At 68.6% G+C, this 18778-nt stretch carries 16 protein-coding genes and 1 pseudogene; 10 read left to right on the top strand and 7 right to left on the bottom strand.

Annotated features, from left to right (window positions below; translation table 11 throughout):
* The first annotated feature begins 4 nt into the window (after nt 1–4).
* Nucleotides 5–1261 carry an MFS transporter gene (locus ACIBK0_RS45220; RefSeq protein WP_399094185.1) on the top strand — a complete coding sequence of 419 codons (1257 nt, stop codon included), beginning with the start codon at nt 5–7 and terminating at the stop codon, nt 1259–1261.
* A gap of 615 nt (nt 1262–1876) precedes the next feature.
* Here the strand turns inward: ACIBK0_RS45220 and ACIBK0_RS45215 are convergent.
* Nucleotides 1877–2800, bottom strand: a complete 924-nt coding sequence (locus ACIBK0_RS45215; protein ID WP_399094182.1) for a serine hydrolase — start codon at nt 2798–2800, stop codon at nt 1877–1879.
* 282 nt (nt 2801–3082) lie between these two features.
* Here ACIBK0_RS45215 and ACIBK0_RS45210 point away from each other — a divergent pair, with 282 nt between their 5' ends.
* A complete protein-coding gene (locus tag ACIBK0_RS45210; protein ID WP_399094179.1) occupies nt 3083–3679 on the top strand; it encodes a hypothetical protein in 597 nt (198 codons plus the stop codon).
* Between the two features lie 259 nt (nt 3680–3938).
* Here the strand turns inward: ACIBK0_RS45210 and ACIBK0_RS45205 are convergent, their stop codons facing one another.
* Entirely contained in the window at nt 3939–4499 is a 561-nt protein-coding gene (locus tag ACIBK0_RS45205) for a TetR/AcrR family transcriptional regulator (RefSeq protein ID WP_399094176.1), read from the bottom strand.
* A 165-nt stretch (nt 4500–4664) separates the two neighbouring features.
* Here ACIBK0_RS45205 and ACIBK0_RS45200 point away from each other — a divergent pair, with 165 nt between their 5' ends.
* The 4 genes from ACIBK0_RS45200 (at nt 4665) to ACIBK0_RS45185 (ending at nt 9184) form a co-directional block, all read left to right on the top strand.
* Nucleotides 4665–5711, top strand: coding sequence for a hypothetical protein (locus tag ACIBK0_RS45200; protein ID WP_399094173.1), 1047 nt, complete (start codon nt 4665–4667; stop codon nt 5709–5711).
* An 80-nt stretch (nt 5712–5791) separates the two neighbouring features.
* Entirely contained in the window at nt 5792–6697 is a 906-nt protein-coding gene (locus ACIBK0_RS45195; protein WP_399094170.1) for an NAD(P)H-binding protein, read from the top strand.
* Nucleotides 6698–7046: 349 nt separating this feature from the next.
* Nucleotides 7047–7475 (top strand): DoxX family protein, encoded by a 429-nt coding sequence (locus ACIBK0_RS45190; protein ID WP_399094224.1) that lies wholly within the window; start codon nt 7047–7049, stop codon nt 7473–7475.
* A gap of 866 nt (nt 7476–8341) precedes the next feature.
* The gene (locus ACIBK0_RS45185) at nt 8342–9184 is read left to right on the top strand and encodes a hypothetical protein (protein ID WP_399094167.1); all 843 of its coding nucleotides are present in this window, start codon (nt 8342–8344) and stop codon (nt 9182–9184) included.
* Between the two features lie 218 nt (nt 9185–9402).
* Here ACIBK0_RS45185 and ACIBK0_RS45180 read toward each other — a convergent pair whose 3' ends face one another.
* Complete coding sequence (locus ACIBK0_RS45180) at nt 9403–12234, bottom strand: AAA family ATPase (protein ID WP_399094164.1); 2832 nt, start codon at nt 12232–12234, stop codon at nt 9403–9405.
* Between the two features lie 386 nt (nt 12235–12620).
* On the opposite strand from ACIBK0_RS45180, the gene ACIBK0_RS45175 reads away from it, so the two are divergent.
* Together ACIBK0_RS45175 and ACIBK0_RS45170 are read left to right on the top strand one after the other, a co-directional pair.
* A complete protein-coding gene (locus ACIBK0_RS45175; RefSeq protein ID WP_399094221.1) occupies nt 12621–12998 on the top strand; it encodes a VOC family protein in 378 nt (125 codons plus the stop codon).
* A gap of 33 nt (nt 12999–13031) precedes the next feature.
* The gene (locus tag ACIBK0_RS45170; protein ID WP_399094161.1) at nt 13032–13220 is read left to right on the top strand and encodes a bleomycin resistance protein; all 189 of its coding nucleotides are present in this window, start codon (nt 13032–13034) and stop codon (nt 13218–13220) included.
* 149 nt (nt 13221–13369) lie between these two features.
* Here the strand turns inward: ACIBK0_RS45170 and ACIBK0_RS45165 are convergent.
* A pseudogene (locus tag ACIBK0_RS45165) lies at nt 13370–14604 on the bottom strand (FAD-dependent oxidoreductase).
* Between the two features lie 106 nt (nt 14605–14710).
* On the opposite strand from ACIBK0_RS45165, the gene ACIBK0_RS45160 reads away from it, so the two are divergent.
* Nucleotides 14711–15937, top strand: coding sequence for a cytochrome P450 (locus ACIBK0_RS45160; protein ID WP_399094158.1), 1227 nt, complete (start codon nt 14711–14713; stop codon nt 15935–15937).
* 105 nt (nt 15938–16042) lie between these two features.
* Here ACIBK0_RS45160 and ACIBK0_RS45155 read toward each other — a convergent pair whose 3' ends face one another.
* Nucleotides 16043–16213, bottom strand: coding sequence for a hypothetical protein (locus ACIBK0_RS45155; RefSeq protein ID WP_399094155.1), 171 nt, complete (start codon nt 16211–16213; stop codon nt 16043–16045).
* Between the two features lie 752 nt (nt 16214–16965).
* Between ACIBK0_RS45155 and ACIBK0_RS45150 the strand changes: the two genes are divergently transcribed.
* On the top strand, nt 16966–17652 hold the full coding sequence (locus ACIBK0_RS45150; protein WP_399094152.1) for a hypothetical protein: 687 nt from the start codon (nt 16966–16968) through the stop codon (nt 17650–17652).
* A gap of 104 nt (nt 17653–17756) precedes the next feature.
* On the opposite strand, the gene ACIBK0_RS45145 is transcribed toward ACIBK0_RS45150, so the two are convergent.
* Together ACIBK0_RS45145 and ACIBK0_RS45140 are read right to left on the bottom strand one after the other, a co-directional pair.
* Nucleotides 17757–17981, bottom strand: coding sequence for a hypothetical protein (locus tag ACIBK0_RS45145; protein WP_399094149.1), 225 nt, complete (start codon nt 17979–17981; stop codon nt 17757–17759).
* On the bottom strand, nt 17978–18682 hold the full coding sequence (locus ACIBK0_RS45140; protein ID WP_399094146.1) for an AAA family ATPase: 705 nt from the start codon (nt 18680–18682) through the stop codon (nt 17978–17980). Before ACIBK0_RS45140 ends, ACIBK0_RS45145 begins: the two co-directional genes overlap by 4 nt.
* Between the last annotated feature and the right edge of the window lie 96 nt (nt 18683–18778).

Raw genomic sequence — 18778 nt, 5'->3', positions numbered from 1 at the left:
CGACATGGGCGAGCTGCTGGCGATATCCCGCATGCGCCTGTACTTCCTCGGCAACAGCCTCAGTGGAATCGGTGACTACGCGCTCTGGCTCGCCGCCGGCATCTGGGTCAAGGAGCTGACGGGCTCGACCTCGAAGGCGGGCTTATGCATTTTCTTCCTCACCGCGGGGACCCTGCTCTCCCCGCTGACCGGCCTGATCGTTGACCGGGTCCGCGGCAGACCGCTAATCCTGATCACGAACTCGATGACCGGTTTGCTGGTTCTGTCACTCACACTGGTCCATCACGCCGACCAGGTCTGGCTGATCTACAGCGTCATATTCCTCTACGGGGTGTCGGGCACGATCTCCGGCTCGGCAATGGCCGCCCTGCTGCCGAAGATGGTGTCCAAGGAACTGCTCGGTTCGGCGAACGGGCTGTCCCAGGCCCTGACTCAGGGCCAGCGCCTGATCACCCCTGCGCTCGGTGTGGGATTACTCGCCCTCTACGGCGGCAGGGCGGTGGCGCTCCTGGACGCGGCCAGTTTCGCGGTCGGCGTGGCCTGCTGGGCCTTCATCAAGATGGAGGAGGACAGGTCGGGACCGTCCGGGAAGCACTGGCGGCGGGAGAGCGCTGCGGGCTTCGCGTTTCTCATCAGGACACCCGTGTTGCGCCAGCTGACGATCACGCTGACGGCAGGCATCTTCGTCATGGGCTTCTTCGAGACGCTGGGGATCGCGATCGCGACGACAGGGCTGCACCACTCCCCGTCATGGACCGGCGTCATTGTCACGGCCATGGGCGTCACCGGGATCATCGGTGGCCTCTCGGCCGGGCTCTTCATCAAGCACATCGGGCCGGGCCGACTGACCGCCGTCGGACTCGCGATCACCAGCGCGTCTGCCCTGGTCATGGCCATACCCAACGATGCGGTCGTCATCACCGGCGCCACGCTGCTCGGCCTCGGACTGCCGTTCGTCACCGTCGGGGCCATCACCGCGATGCAGGTCAACACGCCGAACGAACTGATGGGCCGGGTCGCAGGAGTCGACAACTTCCTTGTCGGCGGAGGGCAAGTGCTGGGCATCGCCACCGGAGCCGCACTCATCTCCGTGCTGTACTACCGCAACCTGTGTTACCTCGCCGCCGGCGTGCTCGCCCTCGCCGCCATCTACCTGATCAGCCGGCCGGAACAGCGCCAGAGCAAGATGAGCAGCGCTCAGGCCGCAGGTGCGAGTGAACCAGCCGTCACTGTCGCCGGTGTGGACCGCCGGCCTGACTGACGGGTGAGGTGCCGGGTCCTCGAGTGGACCATCGGGGGCCACACAGCCCTTTCAGCGTGATTCTTGCGAGGAACCCCGGGCGTTCACGACTCCGTTGGCAAAAGAACAGGGTGGGCATCCCGGCTCGCATTCTGGCTGGGAGTGGATCACTTGACCTGCGGGTCCGTGAGCCAAAGTGACCACCATGGCTGGCGATTCGTCCCTTTCCCAACGGAGTCGTTCACGCCTGGGAGGAATCGCGTCCTGAGGTGAGCGGTGCGGAGCACCGCGGTGGCGTCCGGCGCGAAGCGCCGGATGGCGGGTCCCGCGTGGTGTGGGATTGTCCCGTGTTCGAATGCGAGGCCTGGGAATTCCGGTTAGCGTCACGGGTGTGAAGCTGGTTGTGCAGGTCAAACTGGCGCCGACGCCCATGCAGGCGACCGCACTTGAGGCGACTTTGCGCGCGTGCAACGAGGCGGCCACCTGGGCCAGCGAGGTGGCCTTCGAACGTCGCCGCGGTCGGCGAGATCTACCTGGTCGAGCCCCGGGTAGGCGGCCGCGGTCCGATGGCCGAGCCCTCGAAAACTTGATCTTCGGGGTGGCTTCTCAGGTGATCGCCACCGCTCGTTGAGGCCGTCAGTGGGCGGTCGCCGAGATGACAGCCGCCCGGGCCTCGCGTTCCACCAGTGCGATGCCGTTCGTCATCGACGTATTGCCGTCCGAGAGGACAGCGACGAGGTAGTGACGTCCGCTCGCAGTGACCTGGCCGACGCTGTTGACGTCCCACAGTCCGGTTGTGTTGCGCTGCAGCCAGCCGTTCTTCAGCGCCCATCCGGAGCCGGTGGCAGCGGACACGCCCCACGCCTGCTCGCCGACGATGCGTGTCATCAGGGTGCGGATGTAGGTTCGGGACGCCTTGTTGAGCGCCGTGGAGCTCGCGTGCGAGGTCGGGCTGGTGTCGAACACCGCGCGCAGCAGCCGTATCTGGTCGCTCGCCGTCGTCCGTGTCAGCCCCCATTTGGCGCCCGGGCCACCCTTGGTCGAGGTCAGCCCCAGCCGCTTGTTCGCCGCTTCCAGGCCCGGTGCCAGGCCGATTCGCCGCCACAGGGCGTTCGCCGCCGTGTTGTCGCTGCGTTCGATCATCGACTCCGCCTGGGCGCGCTCCTGCACGGTCAGGGCACGTCCGGTGTCCTGCGCCCGGAGCAGTGCCGCAGCAAGGATGTCGACCTTGACGATGCTCGCGGTGTCATAGGGGGTGTCGTCGCCGTGCACCGCGGGCTCCCGGCCCGTGCCGTCGAGGTCGAACACCGCAGTCGTGACCCGCGCCTTCTGCTGCGGCTGCACGAGTGCGAGGACGTCGGTCGTGGCGGCGTCGGGTCGCACCGACGCCGACGCCGACGCCGACGCCGGGGCCGCGGTCGCCGGGTCGAGCGAGGCGGCTGACAAGAGCGTCGCCAGCGACGCCGCGAGAACGCCGGCGCGGATCACGGCGCGCCTGCCTTGCGGCCCGCGCCTTTCCGCGCTCTGCAGGTGCGGCGAGGAGGACGGTCGGTGCGGCATGGGGAGGAGCCTCGGCAGTTCATGGGGGGAGGAGTACAGAACTGCGAACGTATAGAAAACGCCCGCCCCGCGAAGTGACCGCTGCCACGACAGGGCCCATTGGGTACGAAATGTGGGAAGAACCACAGGTTCGGGTGTGGGTGACTTCGCAGTGGCTTTCGTGCGCATCCGGCACGTCCCCGGTCGGCGCATCGGATGCGATGTGTGGTGGCGGAAGTGACGATGGAACGTGGAGCGGGGATCAGCGCGTGCATCCAGCCCCGGCACGACGGGAGGTGCTCAGTGGCGGGCTCCGGATCGGCCAAGCGAACGGGCAACGTCTTCTTCGGGTTCGCCCCCTGGATCATCTTCGACGTCGTGGCGGGCCCCAGTACGTGGGAATACGCGGCTCTGGCGGCCCTGCTGACCTCCATCGTGCTCAGTCTTGGCGACATGCGACGGGGCAGCTTCAAGATTCTCGAGGTGACCGGGATCATCTTCTTCGCGGTCCTCAGCTTGCTCGCGCTCGCCCTGGACCGGCACGAACTCATCTGGCTGGAGACCTACGCGCAGACGCTCGCGAACGGTGTCATTGCCCTCGTCTCGCTCGTCTCCCTCGCGTTCGTGCCGTTCACGACGCAGTACGCGCGCGAGTCGACGCCGCGTGAGTACTGGGATTCGCCCACGTTCCGGCACATCAACTTCGTTCTCACCGCGGTCTGGTGCGCCGTGTTCGCGGCCACTGCTGTGCTGGGCCTCTGCGCCGTCCACACCAAAGGCACCTCGGACTGGCTGAACTGGGTCATTCCCGTGGCTCTTCTGGTCCTGGCCGTCCGTTTCACGGAGCGCTATCCCGACCAGTACAAGGCCAAGCAGGATGCCGAACGTGCCGTTGTGTGAGCGCTACAGCCGTCGGCCCGACGAGCGTTCCGGCTGCCGTCACCTGCACGTCTGTGCGCACACCGACCGGTGCGTATACGGGGGCGGTCGGGTCCCGGCCTGCCCTGACCGCGCGACCGACGACGGCCCCACCCCGATGTGGTGGGCGGCTACCGGTTCCGGCACATCGCAGGGATGATCGTCATGCCGAGACATCCACTGCTTTCGACCCGGCACGGGTCGCTCATCTTGGGGGTCGTGATCACGCCGCAGGCAGAGCTCAGGGGGCTGGGGAGAGCGCCGAGCGTGCGATGGTGAGGATCTCGTCGGACAGCGGCGAGTCTTTGACGGCACGGGCCAGTACGACGGCGCCGAGCATGGTGCACAGCCGCGTGATGCCGTCCTCGTCATCGGTGGCGAGCCACGCGGCGAAGTCCTCTACGCCTTCGGAGTAGGCACGGTGCGCGTCGCGATCGCCTGTGTCGCGGGCCATGTCAGCGGCTAGTGCGGCGGCGGGGCACCCTGTGGACGCGTTGTCCCGGTGGCGGCGAGACAGGTACGCGTCGATCAAGGTCCGCTGGGCTTCTTCGCGCCGCCCGTCGTTCTCCTCCAGGGCGTTCGTGCGCCACTGGGCCAGTTCGCCGAACGCATCCTTGACCGCCTCGTCGATCAGGGCTTCCTTGGAGTCGAACTGCTTGTAGAAGCCGCCGTGGGTCAGGCCTGCCGCTTTCATCAGGTCGGCGACGCTCACGCTCGTGCCCTGCTCGCGAAAGAGGCGCGAGGCCGTCTCCACGACCCGCTTGCGGTTCTCCTGTGCCTGCGCCTGCGATACGCGGCCCATGAGCACCTCCTTCATGGATGACGGTTGGCATCTATCGTAGCTCTGGAATACATTACTCTCATCATCTATTTGGTACCAAGGGTGGCAGCCGCTCCACGGCCACCGTGCCGACCATCGCCTTCGGCCTCCCCACACCGCATGCCCCTTCCACCAGAAAGCCCATTCATGGAAACCTCCGCCGGAACCGCTCCCGAGCGTGAGCAGACGCTCTCCGCGGCGGCCGAGCTCTCCCGTCCGCCGGCCCCGGCCGCCCGACGCCGGCCGCCGGTGAAGGCCTGGCTCCAACCGACGGTGATTGCTCTGATCGTCGTGGCTGCCTTCATCGGCTGCTATGTAGGCCTGCAGCGTGACCCCCAGCCCCACGAGATCCCCATCGCTGTCACCGGATCGAACCTGCCGGGCCAGATACGCCATGCCCTCGGGGACACTGTCGATGTGCAGCCGGCCTCCAGCGCCGAGGCTGCGCGCCACGCACTGGAGCGCCACGACGTCGTCGCCGCGCTCAGCGTCGACGGCCCGGACCAGCTCCGCCTGGAGGTTGCGGGGGCAGCCGGCACGTCCACCACATCGGCCGTGAAGAACCTCGTCGGCGCCTACGCAACCGGTGCGGGCGAGCACGTCACCACCGCGGACGTCGTCCCGCTGACCCACTTCGACGCGCGGGGACTGGCCGGCTTCTACATGGCGTTCGGCGTGACCCTGGCCGGTTTCGTCCTCGGCTCGAACACTCTCGGCCTGACCGGTCTCCTGCGCCTGCGTCACCGGTTCTGGCTGCTGGCCGGCGCCTCGGCGGCCATCGGCACCGTCGCAGCGATCATCGCCGGCCCGGTTCTGGGAGCCGTCCCGGCCCCGGTCGTCCCACTGGTCTTCACGCTCACCCTGCTGGCAGCAGCGGCCGCCTTCAGCACCAAACTGCTCGGCACCTACCTCGGCCCCGTCGGGATCCCGGTTGCCACGCTTGTGCTCCTCACGGCCGGCAACGCCACCAGCGGTGCCACCATCGGCGCCGATCTGCTGCCTGCCGCGGCGCGAGCCGTCTCCGCACTGCTGCCACCTGGCGCGGCCGTCCGCGCGATCACCGGCCTGAGCTACTTCGACGGCGCGCACACAGCAGTCCCTGTGATCACACTCGCACTGTGGGCCGTGATCGCCGGCGTCCTGGTCGGCCTGCGCCCCCGCCTGGTGCGGCGGCGCACCGCAGCCGCCGCCTGACCCCTGTCACACGCAGAAGGCACGTGAGGTCACGCCACCACTCCACTACTCAGCTGTCCCAGTCAGAAGGAGATCGTCCGATGGTTGCCAGCAACCTTGTTCTCATCACCGGCGCCGGTGGCGTGGGCCGCACGGTCCTCGACCAACTGCGCGCGCAGGACGTGCCGGTGCGTGTGTTGGTGCGCCGCGACGACGAGCGCGCCGACGACTTGCGTGCGCTGGGCGCGGAGGTCGTCGTCGGCGACCTGACCCGACCCGAAAGCGTCGCGGCCGCACTGGAGGGCGTCGGGCGGATGTACTTCGCGATGCCCGTGTCGCCGGACCATCTGCTCGCCGCGACGGTGGTGGCCACCGTGGCCCGTGAGCACGGGCAGCTGGACGGCTTGGTCGACATGTCGCAGATGACGGTGTCGCAGATGACCGCCACCAGCACCGCGGAGTCCCACCAGCAACGGCTGCACTGGCTGGCGGAGCAGGTACTGAACTGGTCGGGCCTGCCCGTGATCCACATCCGGCCGACGTCGTTCCTGGACAATCCGCTGTTCACCACACTGGCGGCGCAATCGATCCAGGAGAACGGCACGATCGCGCTGCCGTTCGGTACTGGGCGCACCTCGCCGGTTGCCGTGGACGACGTCGCCCGGGTGGTCGCCACCGTGCTCCGCGACCCGGTTCCGCACGCCGGGCACGTCTACGAGCTGACCGGACCACGCACGGTCGACATGACGGAGATGGCCGAGGAGTTCTCAAGGGCGCTGGGGCGTCCGGTGACCTACGTGGACGTGCCACTCGACGTATGGCGGACCGAGGTGCTCGCCAAGGTGGGCCTGCCGCCCCACACCGAAGAGCACATCCTGACCATGGCCCGACTGCACCATGACAACCGCTACGACCGCACATCCGACGACGTCGAACGCGTCACTGGTGTACCTGCCCAAACCATCGAGGCGTTCGTGGCCGCTCGCAAGGACTTCTACCTGGGCTGAGCTGCTCGGGTACCTGGGCTGAGCCGCTCGGGCCGGGGCCGCCGAAGAAGCATCGCCCAGGGTGGTCGGCGCCCAGATGCATGATCATGGTCGCTGCGGAAGGATCGGCAGAGGTGGTCTGTGCTCTGCGATGCTGCGCAGGGTCTACCGCCGACCGGTGCCTCGGCGTCCGTCCGAGCTGGGGCTATGCCCGTTCCGGCGTTCTTTCCGGAGCATCGAAATGCATACGAAAAACATCTTGCACTCTCTTTCGAGTCCCACGGAAACGCGGGCGCACGTCACCACCGCGGCGACGTCGTCCGCGGCCGATTGGGGCCTTTTGCTGATCAGACTGACCTTCGGCCTGCTGATGGCCGGGCACGGCGCTCAAAAACTGTTCGGGCTTTTCGGGGGTGGCGGCCTGACGGCGACCGGCAACGGGTTCGCCGAACTCGGGTTCCGCCCGGGAAAGCTCTTCGCCGTGATCGCCGGCCTGTCCGAATTCCTCGGTGGCCTGGGCCTGGCCTTGGGACTGTTCACTCCACTCGCGGCCGCCGCTCTGATCGGCGTGATGATCAATGCCATGGCGACCGTTACGGGCGCTCATGGTCTGTGGGAGGCGGACGGCGGCGTGGAGTACAGCGTCTGCATCACCGTGGTTGCCCTGGCTGTCGCTGCCATCGGCCCGGGCCGGCTTGCAGTCGACCGGTTCTTCCGCTGGGGCACCGGCGGCTGGGGCCCGGCCGCCTTTGCCCTCGGCCTGGGCGGAGTCGCCGCTGCGATCACGCTGAGTCTCTGAACCTTCGGGGACATGCCTGCGGCACAGCACGGCCGAGCCTCCTCGGAGACGGGGCGAGTTCCCGCAGGGATGCGGAAAAACTGCAGCACGGGCGGCCCCCGTTTCCGCGTCTGCGGTCGACGGTCACGGTCGCAGATGTCGACGGTCACGGTCGCCGATCTCGCAGTGCTGCAAGGCCCGTGCCACCACGTGGCGACGGTAGCCCCAGCGAGGCCTCCTCCACCCCCGCACGCCCGGTGGTTGCGGCTGCCGCGACACGAACGGGATCCGAGTGGACTCGCCGGTGGCGCTGACGGACGTTCACTGACCGCGATGATCGACCGCCAGAACTACTGGCGGTCTGCCGCGCTCATCTCCAAGGCCACCGATACCGAGCGCCGCGCCACACGTCTCGAGCACCGGGGATGACTGATGCGCTGTCAGCGGCCGAGGCGCGGCCCGTCACCTCTTGGAGGACCCAGCCGCTTCGGTCCAGATCGCTGAGCGTGGCCCAGGCGCCGTCGTCGAGCGGATGGGCGACGCGCGCGCCATGCAGGTCCATCGGGCCGATCTGCACAGTGCCCTGGCCGCTGTGGTGCCGCCTCACTCGGTGCGCCTGAACACCGTTGTCGTGGGCATTGACCAAGACGACGAGTCCGCCACAGTGACGACGGCGGCGGGCGGCCGGCGTTCTGATCGTGGTGGATGTATGCGTGTCGCCCTCCATCACCCTCACGAACGTCCGTTAGGCTCGCGCCGTCACACAGGTTCCGATCTTCACGGAGGGCCGGACGGCGGGCATCAATCGCGAGCGCCTCGTCAGAACGCTGACGTTCTGGCTGCGCCCTGCCTTCGCATTGCGGGTCGTCAATCGGTTTCAGAAGATCGTGGGTTTCGACCGCTCGATGGCGCTGGCGTCCAGCGCTCTGACCGCACTGATCCCCCTCGCAATCCTCAGCAGCAAGGTCCTGAGCGACTACGTGCACTACGACGCCGCGGAGCGGATCATCAGGCGCTACAACCTCACCGGTGCAGGCGCCCAGGCAGTCAACTCCCTCTTCTCTCCCGCCGAGAACGCGAGTGCGAGCGTGGGCATCTTCGGGCTTGTGTTCCTGACGATCTCGGCGCTGAGCTTTGCGCGAGCCTCGCAGCGGCTCTTCGAACAGACGTGGGAACTCAAGCCGCTCAGCGTGCGCAACACGCGCAAGGGCTTGTGGTGGATTCTCACCCTTGGTAGCTACGCAGTGGTCACCGGGTGGCTCTCCGCGGTCCTCGGCGGGGGTGGGCTGGGTCTGGCGGACTCGGTGTGCAAGGTACCGGTGACTGCCGTGTTCCTTGTCTGGAGCGGCTGCCTCCTGTCAGCGAAGCGGATCGCCTGGCGTGACCTGATCCCTTTCGGCGTCACCGCGGCCGTTCTGACGGCAGCCTATTCGGTGGGCGCAGCCATCTACCTGCCGCGGCTTTTCAACTCCTCCGTCTCACGGTACGGGGTCGTCGGTGCCGTATTCGCGATGATCTCGGCCCTCTTCGGAGCCATGCTCGTCATCGTCGCGTCGGCGGCACTGGGACGAGAAGTACGAGACGAACTCAGCCGGATCCGCCAGGGTCATCGCCCTTCCGATCACGAGGTCCGCCGACAGTGGGACAGCGTGGTCGAGCAGACACGGTCACGGTGGCTCACCGTACGGGAACAGGTCTCCCATCGTCGGAACAAGGGCTCGGACCGCTGAAGGGCAGGGCCGACCCGTCGGCCTTGCGGGGCCTCTCTCAGGCCTCGGCTGCCGGTGCGGCGCTGCCGGTGGAGCTGCCCTATACGTGTCGCGCCGAAGACGCGGATCTTCGAGAATCAAGGCTGCAAGGCCCTGCTGAGGGCGGCAGTTTCTGCTGCTCGTAGGTTGGGCGGCTTCCGATAGGACCCACTGCGCCCATGAGGCGATCAACGCCGTGCTCAGCGAACTGCGGACTCTGGGGCGTCCGCCGCTGGAAATGCCATCTGCGTCGCGGGTTTCGCAGGACAGAGCACGGAGCGGAGGTGTCTGCGAGAGCTGACCCCGAGCTTGGCGAATACGTTGCCGAGGTGCCACTCCACCGTGCGTGGGCTGATGAACAGCTGGGCAGCGATCTCGGAGTTGGTGTACCCGTCTCTGGCCAGCCAGGCGATCTGGGACTCCTGGCTGGTGAGTTCGGTGACGGCGTCGGCCGTGCCCCTGCGTACGGTCTCTCCGGTCGCCTGCAGCTCCCTGCGCGCGCGCTCGGCGAAGCCCTCGGCTCCGAAGCGGCTGAACGCCTCGAAGGCGGAGCGCAGTTGAACACCGCCTTCCCGACGCCGCTTCCGGCGGCGTAGCCACTCGCCGTACAGCAGACGGGCGCGGGCCAGATGGACGGCGATCCGGCAGCGTTCGAGATGGCCGATCGCCTCCTGGTAGAGCGCATCAGCGGCCTTGCCGTCGCTCAGCAGCGCGCGCGAGCAGGCCTCCACGCCCAGGCCCCATTCCGTTCCGCTGGGGTGTGTGCGTTCGGTGAGTTTGTCCAGCGCCGCCGCGGCGGCCTCCGGCTGCCCGCTGCGGACGGCCGCCTCGATCAGTTCGACCAGGGCCCACCCGAAGAAACCCAGATCCTCGTACTCGCACGCTCGCGTCGCGGCTGCCAGCGCGGCGTCGTAGCGGCCGAGGCCGTTGTACAGCAATGCGTTCGCGTACTCGGCGAGGCTGAGAGCGCGCCCTTCGCCCCGGGCGCTCACCTCGTCGACCGTGGTGTCGATGAGGTGACGTGCCGGGGATTCCCGGGCTCGCAAGGCGCCGAGCACGAGCGACGAGTACATCATGGGTGCGCCGCCCGCGGCCTGTGAGATCGCGGTCGCCTCGTCGATCAGTGCCGCCGCGGTGTCGAAATCGCCGGCATGCACGAGGAAACCCGCCTGGTAGGTCAGCGCCATCGGGAGGACGACGAGCGCCCCCGCCTCGCGGGCGATGCCGACGGCGCCGGTGGCCAGCTCATACCACGCGTCGTCGTCCCACAGCTCCGGTGCGAGAGGCTCCGGTGTAACACGGAACGCCAGCCACAGCCAGTGCCTTTCCGCTTCCGTCGCGCCGCCGGACCTCTGCTCCTGCCGGACGAGGTGCAGCGCACGCCTCAGGGCGCCGACGCCGGCGGCTGAGCCGTCGATGATCCGGTCGGCCATGCTGTCCAGAAGGATGTCGACCATCCGTGGCGGCGTCGGCGGCGGAGGTCCGGCGCGGGCCGCCTCGGCCACCTCCCGCTGCCCCGGCCCTTCGCTCAGACGGCCGGCGAAGATCGCCGCGCCGAACGCTTCCAGCAGGGTGTCCCGGGCAAGGGCGGCGTCGAGGGGCGCCAGCCGGTGCGCGGCGTCGAGCAGAAGCCGGGGCGCGTCGCTGCCGCGCACCTGGTCGAACACCAGCCGGGCCCGCAGCCGCTCGACTCGGGCGTGCTGCAGGTCGTCGAGGGGGCCGGCCTCCGCGGCCGCCAGCATGTTGTCGGCCTGGTCCGCCCCACCGGCGTCGATCTGGGCCTGCGCGGCGGCCAGTGCGCGGGCGACACGGCGTGCGGGATCGGGCGTCAGTTCCGCCGCCCGTCGCAGGAACGAGGCTGCGGCCGCGACTCCTCCCCTGCCTTGGGCCCGGCCGGCCGAGCACTCGAGGTCGGCGGCGACGCTCTCGTCGGGCCGGGCGGCGGCGTGAGCGCGATGCCACGCTCTGCGGTCGGGATCGAGGCGGGGATCGGTGGCTTCCGCCAGTGCGCGGTGCGCCGCCCGGCGATCCGGCGCGGACGTCTTCCGGTAGATGGCCGAGCGCATCAGGGGGTGGTGGAACCGCACCTTGGTGCCGAACTCGACCAGCTCCGAGGCCTCGGCCGGCGCTGCGGCGGCCACCGGTATCTTCTGCAGACCGGCAGCGCGCCACAACAGGCTCACGTCTCCGGTCGGCTCGGCCGCGGCGGTCAGCAGAAGCCGCCGGCTTTCCTGGGGAAGTGATCGGAAATGCTGGTGAAAGGTGTTCTCGATGCAGTGCGCCAAGGGGCGTCTGCCGGGAAGCCAGAAACCGCCCGCCAACTCCCCGGGGGAGCGTGGCAGATGCAGCAGCGCCATCGGGTTGCCGTGAGCCTCGGCGACGATCCGGTCCCGTACCAGCGGGTCGAGCGGTACGCGGACGGCCGCAGCCAGCAAGGCGCGCGAGTCGGGCTCGCTGAGGCCCTCGACGGCCAGTTCCGGCAGACCGGCCAGCTCCCGATCGTTGTCGGGCTCCCGCAGGGCGAAGACGAAAGCCACCGGCTCGGCCATCAGCCGCCTGGCGACGAACGCCAGCACCTGTAGGGATCCCTCGTCCAGCCACTGCGCATCATCGACGTGGCAGGCCAGCGGCTGAGCCTCCGCCGCGCCGGCCAGCAGACCGAGGACGGCCAGGCCCACCAGGGACCGGTTCGGCGCTTCGCCTCTCCGCAGTCCGAACGCGACGGACAACGCATCGCGCTGCGGTTCGGGCAACTCCTGAAGCCGGCCCAGCATCGGGGCGCAGAACTGATGAAGGCTCGCAAACGGAAGCTCCATCTCCGACTCGATGCCCGCGACGCCGACCGTACGGAAGCCGACGGCCCGGCCGGCTGCGTAGTCCAGCAACGCCGTCTTGCCGATTCCCGCCTCGCCGCGAAGGACCAGTACCGCGCTGCTGCCCGCCCGCGCGGTGGCCAGTACCCGCGCCAGCGCGGCCGTCTCGCGACCTCGGCCCAGCAGGCCGACCTGCGAATCGCCGGCGGGCACGCCCATGGTCGATCTCCTGCCCCGCTGCTCGGTGCGTTCCATCGGGCCGAGACACCTGGCTTGCGTAAGTGAGCCTCGGCGCGCGACTCGACCTCGCGAGGACCGCGTCATCCGGAACCACCGGCCGGTCGGGCATGCTCCGCTCCGACACCACACGAGGTCGCAATTGTCACGATAGTGCGTTCTGGGCGTTTTGGTGGTCATGAGATCCGTCCCCGCGCGGAGCCTGCTGTGCTCCGATTTCCGCTCTGTCCGCCGACGACCTCCCCATGCGGCCCGGCATCCATCGGCCGCTTCGCCCGCTGCCGGAAGCGGAGCTCGAGCACTGCGTCGGCGCAGCTTGTGCGCGAGCATGACATGGTCCGCGAACGTACGCTGGAGATCACGTTTCCCTGCGCTTCTACCAGAACCTGGGATGGCGGCTCGATGCGGACTACGAGGCCGGCCCGGAATTCAGGATCTTGCAGTTGACGCCACCTGGGTCGGAGGGCTCTATTCATTTCGGCCGCGGAGTCACCCCCGCGGCACCGGGCTCCGCCCAGGGCCTCTACCTCGTGGTCCTCGACCTCGACCGAGCCCGCGCCGAACTGATCAGTAAAGGAGTCGAGGTGAGCGAAGTCTTTCACCACGTGTACGACACCGGCGTCCAAGAACGGGTGGACGGCCCCGACCCAGAGGGTCGCAGCTATGCCTCATACGCGTCCTTCAGCGACCCGGACGGCAACGGCTGGCTGCTGCAAGAAGTCCAGGTGCGAGAACCCGGACGATGACCAGACCCGCAGGACCGAGGAGGCTTCTTCGCCATGGACATCCCCACGCTGACGGAACTTCTGCGCGAGACCGAGGAGCACCACGGATCGTACGAGGCGTCCGCTCCCGAGCACCACTGGTCGGACTGGTACGCCGCGTACATCGTCGCCCGTGAGCACGGCCGCACTCCCGACGAGGCTGCCGACGACGCCGCGCTTCACATGGAAGCATTGCGGCGATGAAGGCCGTCCACGACGTCTTCGTCATCGGTGGCCCACGGACTGTGGGCTCTCCCGCCTAGCTCCAACCGCCGGGCCGTGGTGCGGGTGCGGGTGCCGGCGTGGGTGGGGTTGGGCACCGACCCGTGCAGACGGTCGGGGCCCGGCCCGGCTTACCGCACCGACTCGGCGGGCGGACGCTCGCGCACAGCGCCGTAGCCGATGAAGTACGCCGGAACGCGCTTGAGCCACGGTGAGGTGGTGAGCATCTTGCTCATCCGCTCCGCCCGCTTGGCGTTGCCGAAGGGCGGGCGTCCCGCGAGCACGGGCGCGATGACCCTCGCGTGAGCGAACCGCTGCAGTGCCTGCGTCGCCGCCGTGGTCGGCCACCGGCGCCGCTGAACGCCGCGTACGTCCCGCAGCCCGACCGCACCCCTGCGCAGCGGCTCGACGAGATACCGGGCGGCGGCCACTGCATCTTCGACGGCGAGGTTGATGCCGATGCCGAAGACCGGTGACATCGCGTGCGCCGCGTCTCCGATGCACAGCAGTCCCGGGCGGTGCCAGCGCCGGAGGCGGTCGAGGCGCACGTCGAGCATCTTCACCTCGTCCCATGATCGCAGCGCATGCGCCCGGTCCCCGAGCCAGGGCACGGCGGCCGAGAAGTCGGCCATGAACCGCTCGAGACCGGCGGCGCGGCGCTCGGCGTCGGTCCCCTTGGGAATCAGCGTGGCGCACTGCCAGTACTCCCCACGGTCGATCATCGCGGTGAGAATTCGGTCGCCCACGGCTCCCACAAGCCCGCGTGGGTCGCCTGCCTGCCGTGGCAGCCGGAACCACCATGCGTCCATGGGGCACGTGAACTGCCGCAGTCGCAGTTCGGGCCGCGACCGGGCCAGCGAGCCCCGACCGTCGCAGGCCACCGTGAGGGTGGCCCGCAGTTCGCCCGTACGGCCGTCGGACGTGCGGTACCGCACTCCGGTGACCCGTCCGTGCTCCTCCAGGAAGGACGTCGCCTCGGTGTTCATCAGCACGGAGAAGGACGGCTCCTTCCGGGCCTCGTCGGCGAGGAGGTCGAGCAGGTCCCATTGCGGCACCATCGCCACGTAGTTGTACGGCTCCGGTAGCGCGCTGATGTCCGAGACGGTGATCAACGAACCGTCCGCGCCGAGCGGCAGCTGGACCGTGGTCACCCGACGTTGCTGCAGACGGGCGAAGCGCTCGGCCAGACCGAGATCGTCCAGCAGCGCCAGGGTCGAGGGATGCACTGTGTCGCCGCGGAAGTCGCGGAGAGAAAGTCACCGTGCTTCTCCAGGACCGTGACGGCTACACCGGCTCGGGCCAGCAGCAGGCCGAGGACCATTCCCGCGGGGCCGCCACCCACCACGCAGCACGTTGTCCGCTCCATCGCAGCCCTTCCCTTCGGCGACATCCGTAACGCGAACCCATGGGACATATACCCTCAAAACGGAACAGCTTCGCCGCATGGGTTTGTGGCGCCCCTTGGAGGCCTGATGAGCCAGCAGCCGGTCCTTCTGCCCTACGCCGATCCGGCCTTCATGGCGGATCCCTTCCCGTTCTACCGGCAACTGCGCGAGGACGGCCCGGTACGACGTGCCGTGATCGCCGGCGGCCTCGAGGCATGGTTGGTCACCCGCTACGAAGACGGCCTCGCAGCCCTGTCCGACTCACGGCTGAGCAGCGACGTCCGCGATGCCTCGGACCCCCGGCTTCTTGAGCGGCTGCCCGCCACGGAGCACGAATCGATGCTGCGCACCATGCTGCGCTCCGACCCGCCCGACCACACCCGCCTGCGCCGCCTGGTCTCCAAGGCGTTCACCGCCCGCAGGGTGGCCGAGCTGCGGCCGCGCGTGCAGGAGATCACCAACCGGCTGCTCGACGCGATCGTGCCCGCCGGCAAGGCCGACCTCGTCGAGGATTTCGCGCTGCCGCTTCCCGTCACCGTGATCTGTGAACTGCTGGGAGTGCCTGGCGCCGACCGGCACGACTTCCAGCGGTGGACCGACGAAATGATCCTTCAAGGAGACGAGCAGCCGGACCCGGCGCGGGTGGACCGAGGGTGGCGGCACATGCGCTCGTACTTGACCGGACTCCTCGCAGACAAGCGGGCCCGACCCGGCGACGACCTGCTCAGCGCACTGATCACGACCCGGGACGAGGAACACCGGCTCGACGAGGACGAGCTGATCGCCATGGCTTTCCTGCTGCTGGTCGCCGGTTACATCACCACGGTCAACCTGATCGGCAGCGGCATCACCGCACTGCTCGCCCACTCTGACCAGCTGCAGATGCTGCGGGACGATCCGGAACTGCTGCCCGGCGCGATCGAGGAGTTCCTGCGCTACGACGGACCGGTCAACCCCGGCATCGCCCGGTTCGCGCGCGAGGACGTCACCGTCGCGGGCGTGATCATCCCTCGCGGAGCAACTGTGCTGGTCGCCTCCGCCATCGCCGATCGCGACCCGGCGCAGTTCCCGGACCCCGACCGCCTGGACATCGCCCGGCAGGACAACGCGCACCTCGCCTTCGGACACGGCATCCACTACTGCCTGGGGGCGCCACTGGCCCGGCTCGAGGGCCAGATCGCCATCGGAACCGCCCTGCGCCGCCTGCCCCACCTCAGCCTCGCCGTGCCGCCCAGCGAACTGCGATGGCGCTCGGGGGGTCTGCGAGGCCCCACGCAGTTGCCTGTCACGTTCACCCCCGACGACTCCGGCTGACAGCCCGCGGCGCGACGGGTCACGCCTCCCGGGCGGCCGTGCGGTGCCGAGCGGCAATGAGCCGGACCCGGCAACGCTCGGTCCGGCTCACTGCGGTTCATGCGGTCATGCGGTCCTGATGTCGTCCACCCGCTCGCCCTCCGCCTGGGACGGCTCGGTCCTGGGGACGTCCGGGTGCTTGGCTGAACGCTCAGCCGGTTCGTCGCGCTCGCCCTCGGCCTGGGAAGGGGTGTGAGAGTACAGCCAGGTGTCATAATCCGAGGCTTCGGACTTCATGGCGGGCCTCCCTTGGTCGCTCATCTCCATGCTCCTCCCTCGACCCCGCCAGGGCGAGAGCAATCGGAAGCGGACCAGATCGCCGTTGCGCGCCTCACTGAGCGCTGGGGCAGCCCGCAGACCCGTCAGGGGACGATCATCCGGACCGAACAGTTGTTGCCGAGGAGTCCGTATCTCCTGCCGCGGTCGCGGCGCCCCGTCGCCGGCCCGTCAACGCCCCGGCCACAGTGCGCGGGCGGCGTCGGACAGGCCGTCGACCGCGTCGGGCCCGAGAGCGGCAAGTCGGAGGACGAAGCCGGGCACAGCGCCTCGCCGCGGTCAGGATCTGTGTTCTGCGGGCGTCGCGGCACTCCTGGCTCACCTTCGGCGCCAGCCATCTCAAGAAACCGATCGATCGTTCTTCCCGGCAGCGGACCGCTCGAGAGGCACGGTGGGGGAAAGAACGCACCCGAGGCCTTTCCGCACGGCTCACCGAAGAATTGAAGCGTCCGCATCGGACACAGGCCCTGAAAGACCGTTCTGTTCGGGATGGCGTGACTGGCAATTCGTCTGCAGGCAGCGGGTTGGGGCGGGCCGCATACGCGTGTGAGGATCGTGCCGTGGAGTGCGATGTGTGTGGGCGGACGATGTGGCAGTGGCCGATGCAGCCGCCTCAGTGGGAGCAGGAGGGCTGGTCTTGCACCTGGTGCCAGGCCACTGCTCCCGTAGAACCGCGCCACCTGGTCGTGCAGGCCCGGGGCGAGCCGTCTCCCATGTATGAGCCGCACGAGGGCGGGACCTACGAGGACATCGACGCGTTCACCCGTAACGTCCCGCTGGACGACTCGGGACTGGGCCTGCCGGAAGATTTGGCCGACGCTCTGCACTCGTGGTCGCTGTCCCGCCCATCAGGAGGTTCCGTCTCCCGACCGGATGTGCGCAAACGCGTCAAACTGGGCCTGGTGGCTGCCCAACGACTGGCCAGACATCTCGGGCCGTCATGGGCAGTGCGCTACTGGGACGAGCGCCACAGCACATCGAATCGGGTGTGCTGGGGCTGCGACCGCCTTCACTGGAAACACGACAGCCACAGCACACCACCGCACCCGGTCCACATCACCGTCGAAGGCGAATACAAGTTCGGTCCGCTGCGCTCCAACGGATTCGGGGACTTCGCCCCCGACGATCCCGCCGCCGCCCTGCATCTGCCCGACGAACTCGTCGCCGGCCTGTACGCGTGGGCAGCCGGGATCGACAACACGCTGAACCTGGACGTCCGGGACCGGGAGGACGGCAAGTACGACGCCGAATGGCAGCGGCTGTTCCGGGAGGGAATGGAGCTGGCGAGACGGGTCGCACACGAGCTCGGCCCTGCCCGGACAGTGACCTACAAGGGCCTGGCACACGGCGGCCTGGCCGCGCTGACCTCGGTCACCTGGCAAGGAGACCGGGAGCTGTAGACGCGAGCGAAACGTGACCGGGGGAGTGGAGAGAAGCCGGCCGCGTTGGCGTATGCGGCCTGTTGACCGCCCGTGTACCGCACTCGGGTCGTGCGTCGCCCGGCTTACGAGGTGCTTGCTTGGGGGCGCAGCATGGCGGCGCCGGCGCGCAGGAGCGCGGATACGGGTGATCCCATCCATCGGGTGAGGTCGCGCGGCAGGGCGGGGTCGAACTCGATGGTCACTCGGAGGTAGCGGGTGTGCAGCTGAGTGACCTTGGTGTGACGGGGTGGGGCGACTTCCGGCCCGCGCTGCAGTGCGGCTCGGTAGGTGTCCTTGCGCTGGTTCACGCCTTGTCCTGACGCTTGATGAGTTCGTCTGCGAGGTCCATGTAGGCCGAGCCTTTGGCTTTGACCGTGCTGCCGAATGACTGGGCGTACAAGTCGAGCCGTGGAATATGGGTGGACAGCACGTCGAAGCCCCGCTCGATGAGGGCTTCGCGGGCGTCGGCATCAGGACCGGTGCGCGTCGCTTCGGGACGATTGGTGCGGTTCAGCAGGACGGTGGCACGGGCCGGCTGGGCGCGCAGGGACTGTACGTCGCCCATCTCACCGCCGATGGGTGCCATGCGGTCCAGCTCGATGGGGGCTGGGGTCACCGGCACGATCCACTCGCTCGCGTATCGCATGATGCTCCGGGTGATCTGTGCGTGGTCCTCCATCTGCGGGGCGTCGAACACGACGGCCTGCCGGTTGCCGAGGAAGTCGTTCACGCGCCGGTGCACATCGCCCACCGGAAGGGCGACCACAGGAAACGGGAAGCCGCCCGCCAATTCGCTCCAACGCAGCGCGGAGGAGGCCGGGTCACTGTCCACCAGCAGCGGTGAGATACCCGACTCGTGAAGTGCGTGAGCCAACCAGACGGCGCTGGTGGTCTTTCCCACTCCGGGTTTCAGGTTCACAAAGGCATGGCTCATCAACACAAGAGACAACGTTAATGATCGCGAGCGGCCGGCTGTCGTCGGCGCGGGGCATACGGTCGCATGGTTCACCCCTGCGGGGCCGGTGAATCATTCGCATGGGTCAATGCGGAAGTCGCCAGGCCACAAGGGCTCCTGGGCGTGGCGGTGGGCGGCGGACATGGCATG

Source organism: Streptomyces sp. NPDC050564, assembly GCF_044457265.1.
Lineage (GTDB): Bacteria > Actinomycetota > Actinomycetes > Streptomycetales > Streptomycetaceae > Streptomyces.
Note: the sequence above shows the minus strand (reverse complement) of the source record. Positions and strands in the feature narration are given on the sequence as shown.